Origin of the sequence: Paenibacillus sp. FSL H3-0286, assembly GCF_045040705.1 — a bacterium.
Taxonomy (GTDB): domain Bacteria; phylum Bacillota; class Bacilli; order Paenibacillales; family Paenibacillaceae; genus Paenibacillus_AQ; species Paenibacillus_AQ odorifer.
Genome location: NZ_CP150285.1, coordinates 1,319,813 through 1,334,829, shown reverse-complemented (window position 1 = coordinate 1,334,829; position 15,017 = coordinate 1,319,813). Strand labels below are relative to the sequence as shown.

At 45.3% G+C, this 15,017-nt stretch carries 15 protein-coding genes; 2 read left to right on the top strand and 13 right to left on the bottom strand.

Annotated features, from left to right (window positions below; translation table 11 throughout):
* Window positions 1–3: 3 nt before the first annotated feature.
* From MHB37_RS05830 to MHB37_RS05820, 3 genes are all read right to left on the bottom strand, one after another.
* Window positions 4–753 (bottom strand): SAF domain-containing protein, encoded by a 750-nt coding sequence (locus MHB37_RS05830; RefSeq protein ID WP_076280070.1) that lies wholly within the window; start codon window positions 751–753, stop codon window positions 4–6.
* A 175-nt stretch (window positions 754–928) separates the two neighbouring features.
* Entirely contained in the window at window positions 929–1,828 is a 900-nt protein-coding gene (gene purU / locus MHB37_RS05825; protein WP_036681703.1) for a formyltetrahydrofolate deformylase, read from the bottom strand.
* A 65-nt stretch (window positions 1,829–1,893) separates the two neighbouring features.
* Window positions 1,894–3,003, bottom strand: coding sequence for a deoxyribonuclease IV (locus MHB37_RS05820; RefSeq protein WP_076280069.1), 1,110 nt, complete (start codon window positions 3,001–3,003; stop codon window positions 1,894–1,896).
* Between the two features lie 172 nt (window positions 3,004–3,175).
* On the opposite strand from MHB37_RS05820, the gene MHB37_RS05815 reads away from it, so the two are divergent.
* Window positions 3,176–3,637, top strand: a complete 462-nt coding sequence (locus tag MHB37_RS05815) for a DUF2621 domain-containing protein (RefSeq protein ID WP_036681700.1) — start codon at window positions 3,176–3,178, stop codon at window positions 3,635–3,637.
* Window positions 3,638–3,676: 39 nt separating this feature from the next.
* Window positions 3,677–4,588 carry a TIGR01777 family oxidoreductase gene (locus tag MHB37_RS05810; protein ID WP_405169034.1) on the top strand — a complete coding sequence of 304 codons (912 nt, stop codon included), beginning with the start codon at window positions 3,677–3,679 and terminating at the stop codon, window positions 4,586–4,588.
* Window positions 4,589–4,615: 27 nt separating this feature from the next.
* On the opposite strand, the gene MHB37_RS05805 is transcribed toward MHB37_RS05810, so the two are convergent.
* The 10 genes from MHB37_RS05805 to MHB37_RS05760 are packed head-to-tail and all read right to left on the bottom strand — an operon-like array spanning window position 4,616 to window position 14,976.
* Window positions 4,616–6,190, bottom strand: a complete 1,575-nt coding sequence (locus MHB37_RS05805; RefSeq protein WP_405169033.1) for a DUF6382 domain-containing protein — start codon at window positions 6,188–6,190, stop codon at window positions 4,616–4,618.
* Window positions 6,191–6,208: 18 nt separating this feature from the next.
* Window positions 6,209–6,718 (bottom strand): prepilin peptidase, encoded by a 510-nt coding sequence (locus MHB37_RS05800; RefSeq protein WP_076185811.1) that lies wholly within the window; start codon window positions 6,716–6,718, stop codon window positions 6,209–6,211.
* Between the two features lie 25 nt (window positions 6,719–6,743).
* Window positions 6,744–7,724 (bottom strand): TadE/TadG family type IV pilus assembly protein, encoded by a 981-nt coding sequence (locus MHB37_RS05795; RefSeq protein WP_405169032.1) that lies wholly within the window; start codon window positions 7,722–7,724, stop codon window positions 6,744–6,746.
* An 18-nt stretch (window positions 7,725–7,742) separates the two neighbouring features.
* A complete protein-coding gene (locus MHB37_RS05790; protein WP_340950398.1) occupies window positions 7,743–9,971 on the bottom strand; it encodes a hypothetical protein in 2,229 nt (742 codons plus the stop codon).
* 27 nt (window positions 9,972–9,998) lie between these two features.
* Complete coding sequence (locus MHB37_RS05785; RefSeq protein WP_405169031.1) at window positions 9,999–10,670, bottom strand: TadE family protein; 672 nt, start codon at window positions 10,668–10,670, stop codon at window positions 9,999–10,001.
* Entirely contained in the window at window positions 10,667–10,855 is a 189-nt protein-coding gene (locus MHB37_RS05780) for a Flp1 family type IVb pilin (RefSeq protein ID WP_036681690.1), read from the bottom strand. The genes MHB37_RS05785 and MHB37_RS05780 overlap by 4 nt, the downstream gene beginning before the upstream one ends.
* Before the next feature lie 13 nt (window positions 10,856–10,868).
* Window positions 10,869–11,744, bottom strand: a complete 876-nt coding sequence (locus MHB37_RS05775; RefSeq protein WP_076099049.1) for a type II secretion system F family protein — start codon at window positions 11,742–11,744, stop codon at window positions 10,869–10,871.
* 10 nt (window positions 11,745–11,754) lie between these two features.
* Complete coding sequence (locus MHB37_RS05770; RefSeq protein WP_076099050.1) at window positions 11,755–12,558, bottom strand: type II secretion system F family protein; 804 nt, start codon at window positions 12,556–12,558, stop codon at window positions 11,755–11,757.
* Window positions 12,559–12,587: 29 nt separating this feature from the next.
* Window positions 12,588–13,820, bottom strand: a complete 1,233-nt coding sequence (locus MHB37_RS05765) for a CpaF family protein (protein WP_076099051.1) — start codon at window positions 13,818–13,820, stop codon at window positions 12,588–12,590.
* Window positions 13,813–14,976 (bottom strand): hypothetical protein, encoded by a 1,164-nt coding sequence (locus MHB37_RS05760; RefSeq protein ID WP_076185824.1) that lies wholly within the window; start codon window positions 14,974–14,976, stop codon window positions 13,813–13,815. The genes MHB37_RS05765 and MHB37_RS05760 overlap by 8 nt, the downstream gene beginning before the upstream one ends.
* Window positions 14,977–15,017 lie beyond the last annotated feature (41 nt).

The following is a 15,017-nucleotide window of genomic DNA, read 5'->3' as shown; positions in this document are numbered from 1 at the left end:
CCCCTACTCTACCCGTACGATCCACAGTTTTTTGCCCTGCTCCAAAAATTGCCCTAGCCGTTGACCCTCACTTTTCTTCAGCTTCAATTCTGGTGTCGCTACCTTGCCAGTAGAAGTGAATCGGTTATTGTTGTTGCCTTTCTCAGAATCCTGCACATCATTATTGTCTTCTGTTCGCACATAGTTCACGGTAACTCCAGATAAAAAGATCTCTTTAGCAGGATCGCTAAGCAAGCTTTGTTCTTTCACCTGTTCCTCGTTTTCTTTTTTAACTGTATTTGAACCAAGCGCCTCTCGCTGCTTCTCTCGCTCACCTTCTACAAGATAAATGTCTACCTTATCCCGGCTTCGCAACGAACCATTGATGGCATAAATAGCCTCCTTCGGAATAGGAAATATACCTTCATCCTGCAAAGGCTCTAAATCACTAACATCCACCAGTGATGCTGTCAAAATACTACCGTTAGTCAGATTCACATTCGTAATTTTGTACTCCACTTGTGCGATTTCCGTAATTACACCAGAGGGTATGTCCTTGGTCTGAACAGAATCCAGATATAAATCACTTGCTTTCAGCTCATAATTTTTAGGTAGAGACTCCCCAGCTCGCACCTTAACTTTGACCACGGTTTGGGAAAGCACGTAGGGCTTGAAATAGAGATCATAACCTAGCAATCCCCCGAATCCAGTAATCAAAATGAGACTTGCGAAAAAATAATTACGTTTTAACAAACGTCCCCGCTGTAACGCCAAACCTTCCACCTCCTTAACTACATGATTTTTGAGAACGACAAAAAGCACCTTGGCATAAATAGCCAAGCTGCTGGTAAAATGCTTTTTTACCTGATAGAGATTTAGTGAACTATTAAATTAAAGGATTCCGGTGAAAGCCCTCGGGCATAACCGTTGCTTTCACCGGAGAATACCTTTATTTAAATACTACAGTTTTATTCTGATGGACGAGAATCCGGTCCTCGATATGCCATTTCACCGCACGAGCCAGAACAACACGTTCAATGGTACGCCCAATCCGTTTCAGCTCAATAACATCATCACTGTGGCTTACCCGCTGCACATCCTGTTCAATAATCGGTCCACCATCTAGTTCTTCAGTAACATAGTGAGCGGTTGCCCCGATAATTTTCACCCCACGTTGGTACGCTTGGGCGTATGGATTGCCGCCAATAAAGGCAGGCAGGAAAGAGTGGTGAATATTAATAATCTGATGGCGATAATGCTCAATAAAGGACGGCGAGATAATCTGCATATACCGTGCCAATATAATCACATCGATATCGTCTCCGATGACCTCTAACTGGCGTTTTTCTGCTTCAGCCTTAGTATCCGCTGTGACTGGAATATGATGAAATGGAATGCCAAACGACTCGACATAAGATTTCATATCCAAATGGTTACTAACGACGAGGGCAATATCGGCATCGAGATCGCCCGCTTGCCACTGCCAGAGCAGTTCAACAAGACAATGGTCTTCTTTAGAGACGAATATGGCAAGTTTCTTCTTATGACGAACATTAAAGATCTTCCAGTCCATCTTAAAACGCTCCGCCACTCCGCCAAATTGAGAGCGAATCTCTTCCAGACGATCGCCTAATTCAGGTAGGTCAAACTCGACTCTCATAAAGAACATTCCACCATCTGGATCCATCGTATACTGATCCGACTGCACAATATTTGCGCCATGCTGATACAGAAAGTGTGATACAGCCGCCACAATTCCCGGTCCGTCAGGGCAGGAAATAAGCATACGTGCCCGGTTGGAATAATGCTCGACACCCGACGAATTGTTTCTTTTTACGTGTAATTCCATGACCCTCTTCCCATCCTCTCATCTACCTACGCAATCTGAAGTATAGCTTAAGCGTTCACGAGCACTTAATTGCCTGCTAACCAAGCAATTAAACGATGATTAATAGCTTCCTCGCTTAGTTGCGGGAACAGCTGGGCAGCGACAACTTCATCGTATAAACGCTCCAGTGGTTCACGTGGATCAGCTTTTTTAGCTTTGGCATCGTTCTTCAGCAGCTCCCAGACATTAAGTATATATTGACGGGAATCGATCTCCTGCTTGGCAAAAAATTCACGTAATGTTTCAACATCCTGCACGAATTCCGGTCCAAACCGTTCAGCTACGTTACCACGCAGCAAAGCGATCTCCACCTCATACATCGGACGTTGTGTCTTAGCATCTTTACCAATCCACGGGGTCTCCAGGATGAAAGGCAGACCTTCCAGCTTTTCATGGTGTACGATTTTGTTAATCGTATCAAAGCCAATCCAACCCGAGCCAATTGGAGTGTGACGGTCTTTGCGAGCGCCACATGGATTTTTACTGTCATTAATGTGGATTACACCAAGACGGTTCAATCCGATAGTCTCATCAAATTTGTTGAGAACACCGTCCAAATCATTAACGATATCATAGCCAGCATCATGAATGTGGCAAGTATCAAGACAGACCGATAGACGTTCATTATGTTCGACCTTTGCAATAATAGAAGCGATTTCTTCAAAACTGCGGCCGATCTCTGTTCCCTTACCAGCCATAGTTTCTAAAGCGATATGCACTTCCGTTTCGTTCGTGCCTCCAAGCACCTCATTCAGGCCATCTGCAATCCGCTGAATACCATATTCAGCATCTTTATCAGTGAACGCACCTGGATGTAATACAATATGCTTGACCTCAAGTGCATGGGTACGGCGAATTTCCTCTTGCAGGAAATCAACAGCCAGTTGATACGTATTCTCTTTATAGGAAGCGAGATTAATAATGTAAGGTGCATGGACAACAATCTCCTCTACACCATTCTCTTTCATAACCTGCTTCCCTTCGTTGGGATACATGGCATCAATCGGCTTGCGGCGCGTATTCTGCGGCGCTCCTGTATATATCATAAACGAGCTGGAACCATACTCATTTGCTTCATTTGCTGCGGTCAAAAGACCCTTGTCCGAGCAAGACACATGTGAACCTATTTTCAGCATACTTCTTCCCTCTTTCCTTCACGAATTAACCCCTATTCTACCGTGATCGGAAAAATAAATCTAGACGAGGCCAATATGCCGGGTTCTGCTTCGCAAAACTTTGGAAATAAGCTATACTTTAATATGAGAATAATTCGTGTGAGAATCCTCATTGCCAAAAGGTGGTGTATGCATGTTTATCCAATCAGGACTTGGTTTATTATCCACACCGAGCAATTGGTTTATGAACTCTATCGCTTTCTGGACATTTATGCTGCTTGGTTCCATGTGTATCGGCGGTTTTTTTATGTTCCGCAAATTCCTAAAGGTCCTGCCCAAAGCTGATGGAAAGTCAAAGCTAGACTGGCAAAATTACTGGGTGGAACGTAGCCGCCCGCTCTGGAGTGACGAAACAAAAGCCTTTTTGGACCAGCTTGTTCAACCTGTACCTGGGCCATTTCGTGATATTGCAAAGCATTCTATTGCTGCCGAGATCGGAAAGATCGCCGTCGAGAGCAATGCAAAAGAAGTTACTCGCGATCACTGCATTAAAGGTTACATAGTTGCCACACCGCGGCGCGATAACCGTTTTCTTGTCAATTTTCTCGAAAAGAATAAAATCGATTACTCTGCTTACCAGCATTTGTTTAAGTAATTTTTAATGAATTGTACGATTTAGAACGGAGGCCCTCCTTTGAAATATGTGATATGTGGCGGCACCGGTTTTATAGGTAGCGAACTAGCAAAATACTGGCTGCAAGCAGGTAATGAAGTTGCTATTGTAGGTCGGAATTTACCAAAAGACGCAACAACAATTCATCCTAAGCTGAGTTACCACACCTGGGACAGTCTAAGTTCTAATCCCGCTCCAGTGGAAAATGCAGCTGCCCTAATTAATCTCGCCGGAGCTTCCCTTAGCCAGCGCTGGAGTCCAAGTGGCAAAAAGGCGATTATGCAGTCCCGACTTGCAACCGTTTCCGCAGCAGCTAAATTAGTAGATCAAATGAAGCAAAAGCCTTCCGTAATCATTCAGGCTTCCGCCGTGGCGATTTACGGTACCTCTTTAGAGGATATTTTTAGTGAGTCCTCACCAGCCCAGGTCATGGATTTCCCTTCAGAAGTAGTTAAGACATGGGAAGAGGCTTCAGATGAAACTTACCATGGTATCCGCGTGGTCAAGCTGCGTACCGGAGTTGTGCTCGGCAATGAGAGCGGAGCATTCCCCAAAATGAAGCTGCCTTATTTATTAGGTTTTGGCGGTAACATTGGCTCCGGAAAGCAGTGGGTCTCTTGGATTCATCTGACGGATATCGTCCGTCTAATTGATTTCTGTACGCAAAATCCCACGATTAACGGACCTGTTAATGCGACTGCTCCACATCCGGTAACGAACGAAGAGTTCGGCAGGACGATTGGCAAAGTCTACAAACGGCCGCACTGGTTCCCTTTGCCAGCCTTCCTGTTAAAAACAGCAGTCGGAGAATTATCCGAAATCTTACTCAAAGGTCAGCGCGTCCTGCCCGCAGCGGCATTAAATCATGGCTTTGACTTTACCTTCCCTACACTTCAAGCCGCTTTAGAAGATTTGAAAAAACAAAAATTGTAGAGCCACATTCATCGTTAGAACTCACCTTCATACTATATGGAATGTGTAGCTTCCTTTTATAATTTTAAATGTGGTCCCCTCTGTTAGTGGATACTCTTTATACGGGACCATGGCTTCACCTTGAAAAAGCGTTCCATTTCTGGAGTCAAGATCCTTGAGAATATATCCGCTGGTGCTTCTAGATATCTCAGCGTGTACTCTAGAAGCTCCTTCTGATCTTTCCACATATTGAGCGACCTCTGCCGATCGGCCGATAATGAAGCTAGTTCGATTTAACTCGATCATTTCCGCCTCTTCACCCTCCTCACCGCTTCTTTGAAGATAAGGAATACTCTGATCCAGCTTTTCGATTTGTCGTCCTTGCTCAAGCGGTTTCTCCTGTGATAATAAAGTTGTTGGCGCTATGGCTTCTTGTGCTTTAACAGAACAATGTTCCTCTGCTAGTGATTCATGACGGGTTGCCGGAACGTTAGCTGCTGAATCTGAGAATTGCGGAGTTACCTTTGGGATTGTTGCTGGAGGACGCGTAGAAGTCACAGGGTTCCTGCCAAAATTCCACTCCAATTCTTTCCGACTCGGATTACAGTTAGTATCTTCAGAAGCCTCACTCAGACAATCCTCATCTTCTTTACCAACCTTTAGCCTTCCGCTCCAAACCATCCAGCTTAAAACAGCCAATACAATCGTCACAACTCCACAGACGGCAAGCCATAACGGCTTTGGACTATCCAAATATAGAAACTTCCACAGGAGTGCATCGCCTAATAGACACCCTAGCACTATATAGGTTCTTGAGCTTGAGGCTTGCGGATTCGTTACCTGTTCATCCTCCAAGCTTAGAGACAGGCTCTCCTCCTCTTTTATCTTAAGATTAGGATAGCTGCTGATCCAAGGAGTAGCAGTCGGCTGCTCCAATCCCTTATCTTCGCGATGCTCATATATTTTTCTTAATGGTGGAGCTGCTGCCTCTTTCACTAGATATTCTTTTACGCCTTCATGAAGCTGTCTTTCAGGTGTAACGGGCTCTCTTTCTGTCAGCAACTCTGATAAAAGAATCTTTAAGCCAGCTGGAGTAAATCCCTCTTCACTGCAATATTGCAATAGTCTTTGCACACCACTGCCAGTAAGCTCTGTGATAGATGCCATTAACACCATGATTAGTGACTTGAGTGACTCTCCAAGCTTTGAACCAGACTTATTCTCCTGAATGGGTATGTAGGTCAGGTATACTTTACCGCTCTGTAACGACCCTTCAATAAAAATGTAATCTGCATGCAAAGCATACTGTTCCGCCCGCAGCATATATAACCTGCCATCTTCCATGCCTTGGGCAATTTGCAGCAATAACCCGAAAAACGAGTTCATACTTAGCTTCTCTCCTTTGAGTAGATGACTAAGCATTTTTTTACGTAAAACAGCGTATTCCATAGTAACCTTCAAATCTATTTCTCTAAGTAACAGCCTCAAATGATGAGGAATGTCGGTGTTCATCAGCATGCGTGCCTGAATCAAATTAAGCTTCTCCGCAGGTATTCCTTCGGGTTCACCAAGGATCATATATATACCATCCTGTTGTATAAAATCACGGGTTAATCCGAACAACAAACATCACCTCCCGAACTAAAAGTATAGATAAGCGCATATGGAACCAGGAATTACTGCCAGCATGAAGGGAAATTTCAACAGTTCACTATCGTTATTTTTTAATAGAAACGGGCTCTTCCATAAAATAAATCCAGAAATTCTGCTGATGATCTTACGCGAACGACTGACCGCCTCCCGTCTCTTTAAAACAATTAACCAGCCTATTAAAGCACCAAATAGTACGGAGTACATGACGACTTGCAGCGTAAACAACATCCCTGTCCACGCTCCGATTCCAGCAAAAAGCTTAACATCCCCCGCGCCAACCGCCCCTAATAAATGCATGATCAGAAGGACTGTAAATCCTACAGCAGCTCCCCCGAAAGCCCTCAGCAGTCCATGCCAGCTATTGATCACCCCTTGTGCAAGCAGACCGGTGAGCAAGCCTGACAAGGTGATCCAGTTTGGTATTCTCATCGACTTCAAATCTGTAATCAGTGCCGCTGCTAAAAACGGTAGACATCCCCAAAATGCCCACTCTGCCATTCATTACACTCCTTTTTTCACCCTTTCATTTCACTACTGTAAACATAACCTCAACAGATCTACCGTCATCCAGTTGTATAACAAACAGCCACGAGCCCGGTGTGGTATTTACACCAATTTTCCATTCCCACTCGATATATCCATCTGCATCCGCTTGTTTCCAACCTAAATATTTGGCAGTACTGCCCCCGCTCTTATAAAAGACGGACAAGCTGGCAGAAGCATTTGGCGGTATTCTGGCACGAACCTTGCCTTGCTTATTCGCTACAGCCGGGTTCGGCTTTTCTAAGATTTCAATGAATTCTTCTGGTTGGCCAGTACCGTTCCCCTCCTTGGCTGTGCCTTCTCCCGTATCCCCGATCCAGAGACGTTCAACAGCACTTGCTTCTAAAACAATACTTTGGTTTAGAAAAGGGACTTTCATCGGCAGCTTATAACTAACCACTAGCCCAAGGTAGGGACGAGTACCTTCTTTTAGCTCCGGCACCATAACATTAGATACATGAATTCGCTCATAATCCAGTAAATCTGATGTCAGGTATGGTTTCAATAAAGGTTTGATCGCAAGATCGAGTACACTTTCACTGGTCTCTGCCTGAAGCTTCTGCAACGGTCCCTCACCACTTTCTAAAGCCGACATAACCCACTCATTTAACGGCTTGGGTAAAGACTCAGCATAACTATCGCCCCAATCAGTAAGTGACAAGCGAGGAAGAGTCCAATTCAGGCCAGCAGAATGATCACTGTCATCCCCTCCTGAATCATCACTTACTTCGCTGGATGTTCCCCATTTCTGCACCGCCAAAGCCGCAGGATACATATGAGTTGAAATAGACTTTACAGTGTCTGATGCTGTACTTTGCAAAGCTGTCGAATACAAGGTCATCTGTACGATAGAAATCAGGAACAGGACGAATAGCAGGAAGAACGGAAGAACCATCGCCGCTTCTACTACCATGCTACCTTCTTCCTTGTCCTTCCCTCTGATTCCATACCCATCCTCCATCTCCTTACCGACCTCCCGCTAATAAGAATAATCAGTTTTTACTGCCCTCAGATACTTATTCCCTTGTACCTCTCCCGGAAAAGCAGCAGTATAATTCAACATTTTAACTACACCTGGCAGAAACCATAACTGCATTTGGAGCTTAATGTCCGATGATACATAGGTGTTTCTTTCCTCTGGATTTATTCCTGTGTTCAGTTGAATCAGAGCCAGCATCCGCGATAGCTGCACTTCCCCGCCTCCATGCATTATCATGAACAGTCGCAGATGATCACGGTAAGTCAGCTGCGCCGGCATATATTTGGATAAAGGAATCGCATCCTTCTCACAAAGCTGCAACATATCCTGAATGGCATGCTGGATTCCATACAACAGTGCCGCCGCTAGAACAGCCAGTGGATTTCCCAAGGTTGCCTTTTCTATAAATCCTTCCATTGTGCGAATGGACAACCTCATCGCGAATATTTCGGCATAGGCTGCGGCCACATTCCCTGCGGGATTATGAAATCCGTATAAAATGTATTCCAGCTCCTGAGCGCGAGGATCAAGCTGATCTGTGAGCTCACTAGTGTCTTCCAGAGAATTCAGTGCCAGACTAGCTAACTTTGAAACATCAAAATGCTGAAAATAAAGCGCGGAATACTCTGTTTGAAAAAGCCTGTCTCTAGCGCCCCCCATAATGCCACTCATTGCTGCATAAATCCCGTCAATATCCTTCATCGCCGAGCTTCCAGCAGCATAGGGATCTGAGGATACTTCAGATTTATCAGAGGATTGAGACTCCAATCCGTTGTTAAATGAAACATTGTCCTCATAAAATTGATGAAGGATTTGATAACGTTCCATTGAAGCTGCCGCTCCGCTACCTAGCATTCTAATTTTGTCCAGCAGTGCTCTAACCTCGCCCAGCTTGGATTTGGCTTCCCACTCTACTTGCTTACGTGCTTTATCCGAGCTGCGATGCTCTTCAAGAAAAGCCAAATCACTAGCGATAACACTTCCCTTCTTACCGTATTTTTTATAATAGTTGTCCACTACATGCGAAGCCCCTAGAACAGAGGAAATCATTTGGTAGGAATCGCCGTTGACTCCCAAAGCTTCATGCAACACTCCTGATAATCCTGTTACCGTCGGTTCAATGGACTCGTACGCACTTTGCTGCATAAATAAACCATTCTCCATACTACTAATGTCAGCCGAAGAGAGGATCAAGGCATCTTCCTGTTCATGCAGCTTTTTAAGTGGCTCAGCGCTTATTTCCCCCGAGTTTCCCGGAATATCCCAGTCCTTAGCAGGATCGTCTGCCAGATTTACGCCACTTATTCGGGAAGCTGCCAAAACATCTCTCATCTCGTCATTCAATTGCTGCGCTTTGTTTAACGCATCCTTCGCTTCCTCCATTGATTGTCCATGTTCTTCATGAAAGGTTGTTAATAAGGATGGGAGCCGCGACAACATCTCTGAAGTTCGGCTCTGATAAAGTGCCAACTGATAAGTGTACTTTGCAGGCTTTTTACTATCACGATATAGATCTTCGTAATATTTCCCAAGATAGTCACTATACTGTGCTGGTATATCCGCGGCTGCTTGCATGCTTCCGAGCAAATGGGCCGAGATAGAATCTCCGGGCGGATTCATAATCCATAGCAGTACTCTTCTTCCACTCTCCGCCGCTTGGCTTCTCCGCTCTAACATTAGATCCAAATTCTCTTCACGTTCATCATATAAAGGTTGCAGCTTACTAAGTAATTCAGTAGCTCTTGAGGCCTCTGCCATTACGCCCGACAGCGGCTTGAATTTACCTGCCAGCTCCAAGGCGAAATCAACCGGAGCCTTATATTTCATCTCTTCCAGTATTTGATGACGAAAAACATCATAACTTCCCAGCGGCCGGCTCCATTCCAAAGAGGAGGATTCCAGTGCAAAGGGTAAGAGATTGAACGTATCCCCCCGCCCACTTTTATGCAAATTTTCATTGAGCACTTTGGACAGCAGCATATCACCATCACTATCACCGAATGCAAATAAACCGTATCTCTCACGCAATTCAACATGATATGAAGACATAACAGAGCGGATACTGGCTCTCGCTAATCGTTCCTCCTGAACGTTGAACGCAGCGATTCGCGCATAATCAATCAGCACAGCAGTAAATAGAAAGACGAAAGCCAGCACCATGATTAGAAAAATTGTAACTGAGCCTTCTGTTTTGCCCTTAGCAGGACAACCCGTAATTATACTTTTCATTAAAACCCCCTCCCTTGAACAGAGATTTTACTTATCCTGAAGCTTGGTCAGCATAGCAGAAGCATCCTTCTTATCCATGTAAACTGCAGATCCACTACCCTCAGAGCCCCCTTTAAATTTAGCTCCAAAATAACGCATCAGGTCGACCGTACGAATAAACTCAACAGGCTCGACAATGATAGACTGGGCTTCAACAGTTGGGTTAGCCTCATCCGATAGAACGCTATCAAGCACAGGCAAGCTCAGTAGACGATTTAGCTCGGCCTTTACTCTCCGTCCTGTAAGACTGTGAGCATAACGCATAGTTCCTGGCATATTGTCCGGAATCATAGTAGACGAATGGCCCAGTTTAAGCACTGGCAATTCACTCTTCCCTGATACTTCACCGGGCAACTCTATTGTCACGCCAGCACTGCCAGCTTCTCCACCAAATAATGAGGCTAACAAGGCATCATCCCCAATTCTCCAATAAAGGGAGTCGTACTCACCAGCCATGTAAGAACCAGAGACCTCCTTGTGACTGTTGTCCCAGTTGTAAGCCGCCCGCTCAGTAGCTCCTGAGGCCACTTGCAACAGCATGGACTTCTGATAGCTATACAAGCAAAAAAACAAAAGAAGCATCGTAATAAACATGACGATCGGCAACAGAAGTGACGCTTCAATAGTAAAACTGCCTTGATCACCCTTAAGCTTGTTCAATCGAATACTTCCTGACTCTTTTCACCCGCCGTTTTAATTAAGGCTTCTACTACCTCTTGAATTTTGTCCTTAAACAAAAGAACAACTGCAATCAAGACAGCAATAATCAAAATCATCTCCAAAGTTCCTAAACCTTCCTCGTCTTCCCAAAAGTTCTTCATACTGTCCAACATTGTTGATACCATCAGCTTCAGCCTCCTACATTTTTAACATCAAAAATGCTGGCGTTCCCACCAGTACAATTACTATTAAAAAGATAACTACCATCGGAAAAACTAATTTAGAGGATGCTTGCTCTCCGCGCGTCCGGCTAAGAGCCTTTCGTTTATCCCACAACATCCGCGACAGATCACGTAGCGATAGCACAAAATCCGCTCCACCTCTGCGATAGTTCAGCAAAACTGTCGTTGTGAATACCGATACCTCCTGCACAGCGCATCTCTTGCTGAAATTTTCAAACGCCTGCTGGAAAGAATATCCGCCCTCCCATTCACTAGTCATAGTCATTAGCTCCTTATACAGAGGATGATTCGTATCCCCCCGGTGGCTTTCCACACAGCGAATAATAGCTCGTTGCACGGTCTCTCCTGCGCCAACCAACAACACAATACTGTTCAGCAGCTCTGGCAATTCGAGCATAATATTCTGCTCCCTAACTCTCACCTTTTTGTGCAGATCACTGACCATAGCGGTTGGTAGAGCAATTGCCAAAAACACACCCAATATCATACCTGCCTGTTCGCCACTAAATGCTGTAATCAAGCTTCCACCTACAAGCAACAGCCAGCTGTAACTTAGCATCTCACCCATGAACAGCAGGGTCCGCTCTGCGCTATAACGCATCCCATAACTGCGCTGTAGAGAACGCTGAATTCTGAACAACAGTGAGGGAAACCGACTGGCGATACCACTCTTCTCAATAAGCAGTAATAACGGTTCGCCTAACTTCCGAAGCCGTAATCCTTCCATAGGAAGACTGCGTAACGCGACATATCTGTTGCCGCATTGAATTCGCAGTAGAACCCAGACTATCAGCAAAATAACAGTAACCACCGCACATAGCCAGCGCATGATTTCACCCCCTTCACAGTGGAATGTCCATTATTTTAGTAGTCCAGAGATAACATAGGAATAAAGCAACAAGCGCTAATGTCGATATGGCTATACCCGCTCCTGTATACATTGGCTCCATATATTCTCCAGCCGTCAAACTCATAAACATCACCATGATCAGCGGAGCTATAAGCAGTGCCTTAGCCTCAAATTTCTTCTGAGCAATACTTACAGCAATATCCTGCTGAATATCCAGCTTCTCACCGATAATCGTTGATGTACGGCGCACCACTTCTACAAGATCACCACCAGTACGCTTACAGACCGAGAACACATCCGCGAATCGCTCGATGTCCTCCATTCCCGCTCTTTCACTAAAGTTCCGCAGCGCTTCTTCCACAGGCTGTCCATATTCCATGCGTGCACAGATAATGTTTAACTCGGAGATCATATCACTGCTTCCCTCCGGGTCGAGCATACGTAAATCCTGAACCGCCTCTCGGAATGCATTCTCCACCGAACGCCCAGCTGAAAGGGAGGAAGACAGCGAAAATAACGTCTGCTTAAATTGTAAATTCAGTGCATTTCGACGTCTTTTCAGTAGATAGTTACGCAGCATATGCGGGGCATAAGCTCCGCCAGGCATAAGCAGCAACGACAGCAGCCAATGATGATAAAAAAGATATCCAATTCCATACATCAGCAGTCCACCTGCAGTAAGGGTCAGAATCCTCTGCAGCAAGGTCAATTCGTATACCTTATAATCTGGTAATAACGAAGGACCGTCAGGATCCGCTTCTACAGGCTTTGCAGCAACAAATTTAAACTTAAGCATGACCTCCCCCCTTCTGGAATTTTGAATCTCTATTGAGCCAATGGATAGGAGTTTACACCAGCCATCCTAAGCTTCGTTGTATGCAACAATGGGTTACCACAGGGAAGCAGCCCCCCTTGCACCCTTCCCTCTCGTTCACCAGCTTCTTGAAATTCATATAAGGGATTCAAGATCACTTCCCCGTCTTTCAACCCCGCAACCTCACTGATTTCCATCACCCGCCTGGAACGATCACGGAGACGTGATAAGTGTACGAAGATATCAATTGCGGATGAAATTTGCTGGCGAACAACAGCTACCGGAAGCTCCGCAGCACTTAGCACCATCGTCTCCAGTCGGCTGACCATATCGTGTGCGCTGTTACTATGGCCGGAAGACAAGCTTCCATCGTGTCCGGTGTTCATAGCCTGCAGCATATCGAGACATTCCGCTCCCCGTACCTCCCCCACAACAATCCGGTTAGGGCGCATTCGCAGAGAAGAACGAATCAAATCTCGGATGGAAATCTCCCCTCTACCTTCCGTGTTAGCATTCCTGGTCTCCAGTGAAACAAGGTTCGGCACGGTTACAATCTGCAGTTCAGCGGAATCCTCTATCGTAATGACCCTCTCCTGTGGGGGGATATACTGAGATAATGCATTAAGAAAAGTAGTCTTTCCAGAGCCTGTCCCGCCACTAATAAAAATATTGTATTTAGCAGCCACTAAAATTTGCAGCAACTCTGCGGCTTCCAAGCTTAAAGCTTCACGACGGACTAAATCCTGCATCGTCATCGGTGTTTCAGGAAATTTCCGAATGGTCATCGCCGGGCCTTTCAGAGCTACCGGCGGAAGCACGATATTTACACGCGATCCGTCTTTTAGCCGAGCGTCAACGATAGGAGAAGAGTCATTTACAACCCGGTTCACACCGGATACAACCGTTTGGATAATATCCTCCAACCTGCTGCTGGACTCAAATTCCAAATGGAGACGACGAATCTGCCCCTCCTCTTCTACAAAAATCTCAGTATGGCTGTTAATCATAATCTCAGTGATCGCCGGATTATCCACTAAGGGCTGGAGTACATCCAATCCTCGAAAAGAATCGAACAATCTCTTCACGAGCTCATGTTTCTCCTGTGCTGTTAAATAACGCAGATTTTCGCTGTCCAAAATTGTCCTTTCAATATATTGGGTGAGTTCACGATTTCCAACTGCAGAAGTAACATCTAATCCTGCCCGGATGTCACTGCGAAGTGCCTTAAACATTTCCTCATTCATGTAAACCCTTACCAGTGAATACTTGCGGAAGCGACGGTTCTATAATCTGCTTGCACAGCTGTAAGATCTCCTTTTGGAATTGTGGTGAGTTCAGAAAAAGCTCCTCACGGTGCTGCAGCGTCCAAGATGGGATATACGGAAGTACACCTTCAACGGTAATTCCTTCCGGAGGTGCCCACACCTCTAAACCCTCTGCGGCAAAATTCACGGCAAATCTACTTTTGTCCATCACTTGGCTGGGCATACCAGAATTAGGAGCATTGCAATGGGATAGCCATCTCATGGTCTTATGAATGCTTACCTCGTCATTTCTAACTACCCACAATAGAATTCCGCATTTATGTAACACAGCTTTGGCACGTTCTTCTTCAATACTGCCGGTATCTATTATAACTACGTCAAAATTTCTTTCCGCAACCAACAGCGCCAACAAATCTAGCGTATCCTGCGTAGTCATCTGCAGCATTTCTTTTACATTAATAATTGGCCTAAAAGCAGCACTTCGAAGGTGATCATACCTAATCACGTATTGCCCCAAATCAATCGTATCGGCTCCGCCCTTATCCCGGCTGGCTTTGATTTCATAAAGGAGCCGCTCTAGTCCAGGCGTATTTCCTGCAGGGGGCCGTAAAAATAATCCACTGCTGTCCACACTTTCAAGATTCAAATAAAAGACCGAAAGCCCCAATTCACCTAGCTGCTTAGCCATATTCATAGCTACTGTGGTTTTGCCCGTGTTCCCGCTTGAGGAGACGATACCGAGCAGCAGCGTTTCATCTAATACAGAGGAACCTCTAGCTCGTTTCACTTCACATAGTTGAATAAATGCTCCCAGCAGAGAAGGCAGTGCCTGATATTTCGCAATCATGATGCCTCCAGCCAGGCTTTTAGAACTCCTGCTAAGATAAGCTCCCTCCTCACTCAAAACTGCCCAAGGCACCTTAGTTCTTCCCTCCACAAGCCAAGCCTCGATAAAAGTAACGTCACCTACAACAGCATCCGGCATATCCTCTCCCCTCATAAAATCGATAAAAGCATCCAGCCGACTAAAAGCCGTGATTCGCAGCATTTCTCCATACTCACTATGATGAAGATAGTGTAGCAATGGTTCGATATATTGGCTTTCACGCACTGCGAGTACAATCCTTGCCGCCATAAAACCTCTCTCCTTTCGCAAGAAATTTATAAATATTGTCA

Excerpts from the sequence above, each read along its gene's own strand:
- purU (WP_036681703.1), bottom strand. The coding sequence starts at position 1,828 with ATGGAATTACACGTAAAAAGAAACAATTCGTCGGGTGTCGAGCATTAT.
- MHB37_RS05815 (WP_036681700.1), top strand. The coding sequence starts at position 3,176 with ATGTTTATCCAATCAGGACTTGGTTTATTATCCACACCGAGCAATTGG.
- MHB37_RS05820 (WP_076280069.1), bottom strand. The coding sequence starts at position 3,003 with ATGCTGAAAATAGGTTCACATGTGTCTTGCTCGGACAAGGGTCTTTTG.
- MHB37_RS05765 (WP_076099051.1), bottom strand. The coding sequence starts at position 13,820 with ATGAATGAGGAAATGTTTAAGGCACTTCGCAGTGACATCCGGGCAGGA.
- MHB37_RS05790 (WP_340950398.1), bottom strand. The coding sequence starts at position 9,971 with ATGAAAAGTATAATTACGGGTTGTCCTGCTAAGGGCAAAACAGAAGGC.
- MHB37_RS05780 (WP_036681690.1), bottom strand. The coding sequence starts at position 10,855 with ATGGTATCAACAATGTTGGACAGTATGAAGAACTTTTGGGAAGACGAG.
- MHB37_RS05760 (WP_076185824.1), bottom strand. The coding sequence starts at position 14,976 with ATGGCGGCAAGGATTGTACTCGCAGTGCGTGAAAGCCAATATATCGAA.
- MHB37_RS05795 (WP_405169032.1), bottom strand. The coding sequence starts at position 7,724 with ATGGAGGATGGGTATGGAATCAGAGGGAAGGACAAGGAAGAAGGTAGC.
- MHB37_RS05770 (WP_076099050.1), bottom strand. The coding sequence starts at position 12,558 with ATGCTTAAGTTTAAATTTGTTGCTGCAAAGCCTGTAGAAGCGGATCCT.
- MHB37_RS05800 (WP_076185811.1), bottom strand. The coding sequence starts at position 6,718 with ATGGCAGAGTGGGCATTTTGGGGATGTCTACCGTTTTTAGCAGCGGCA.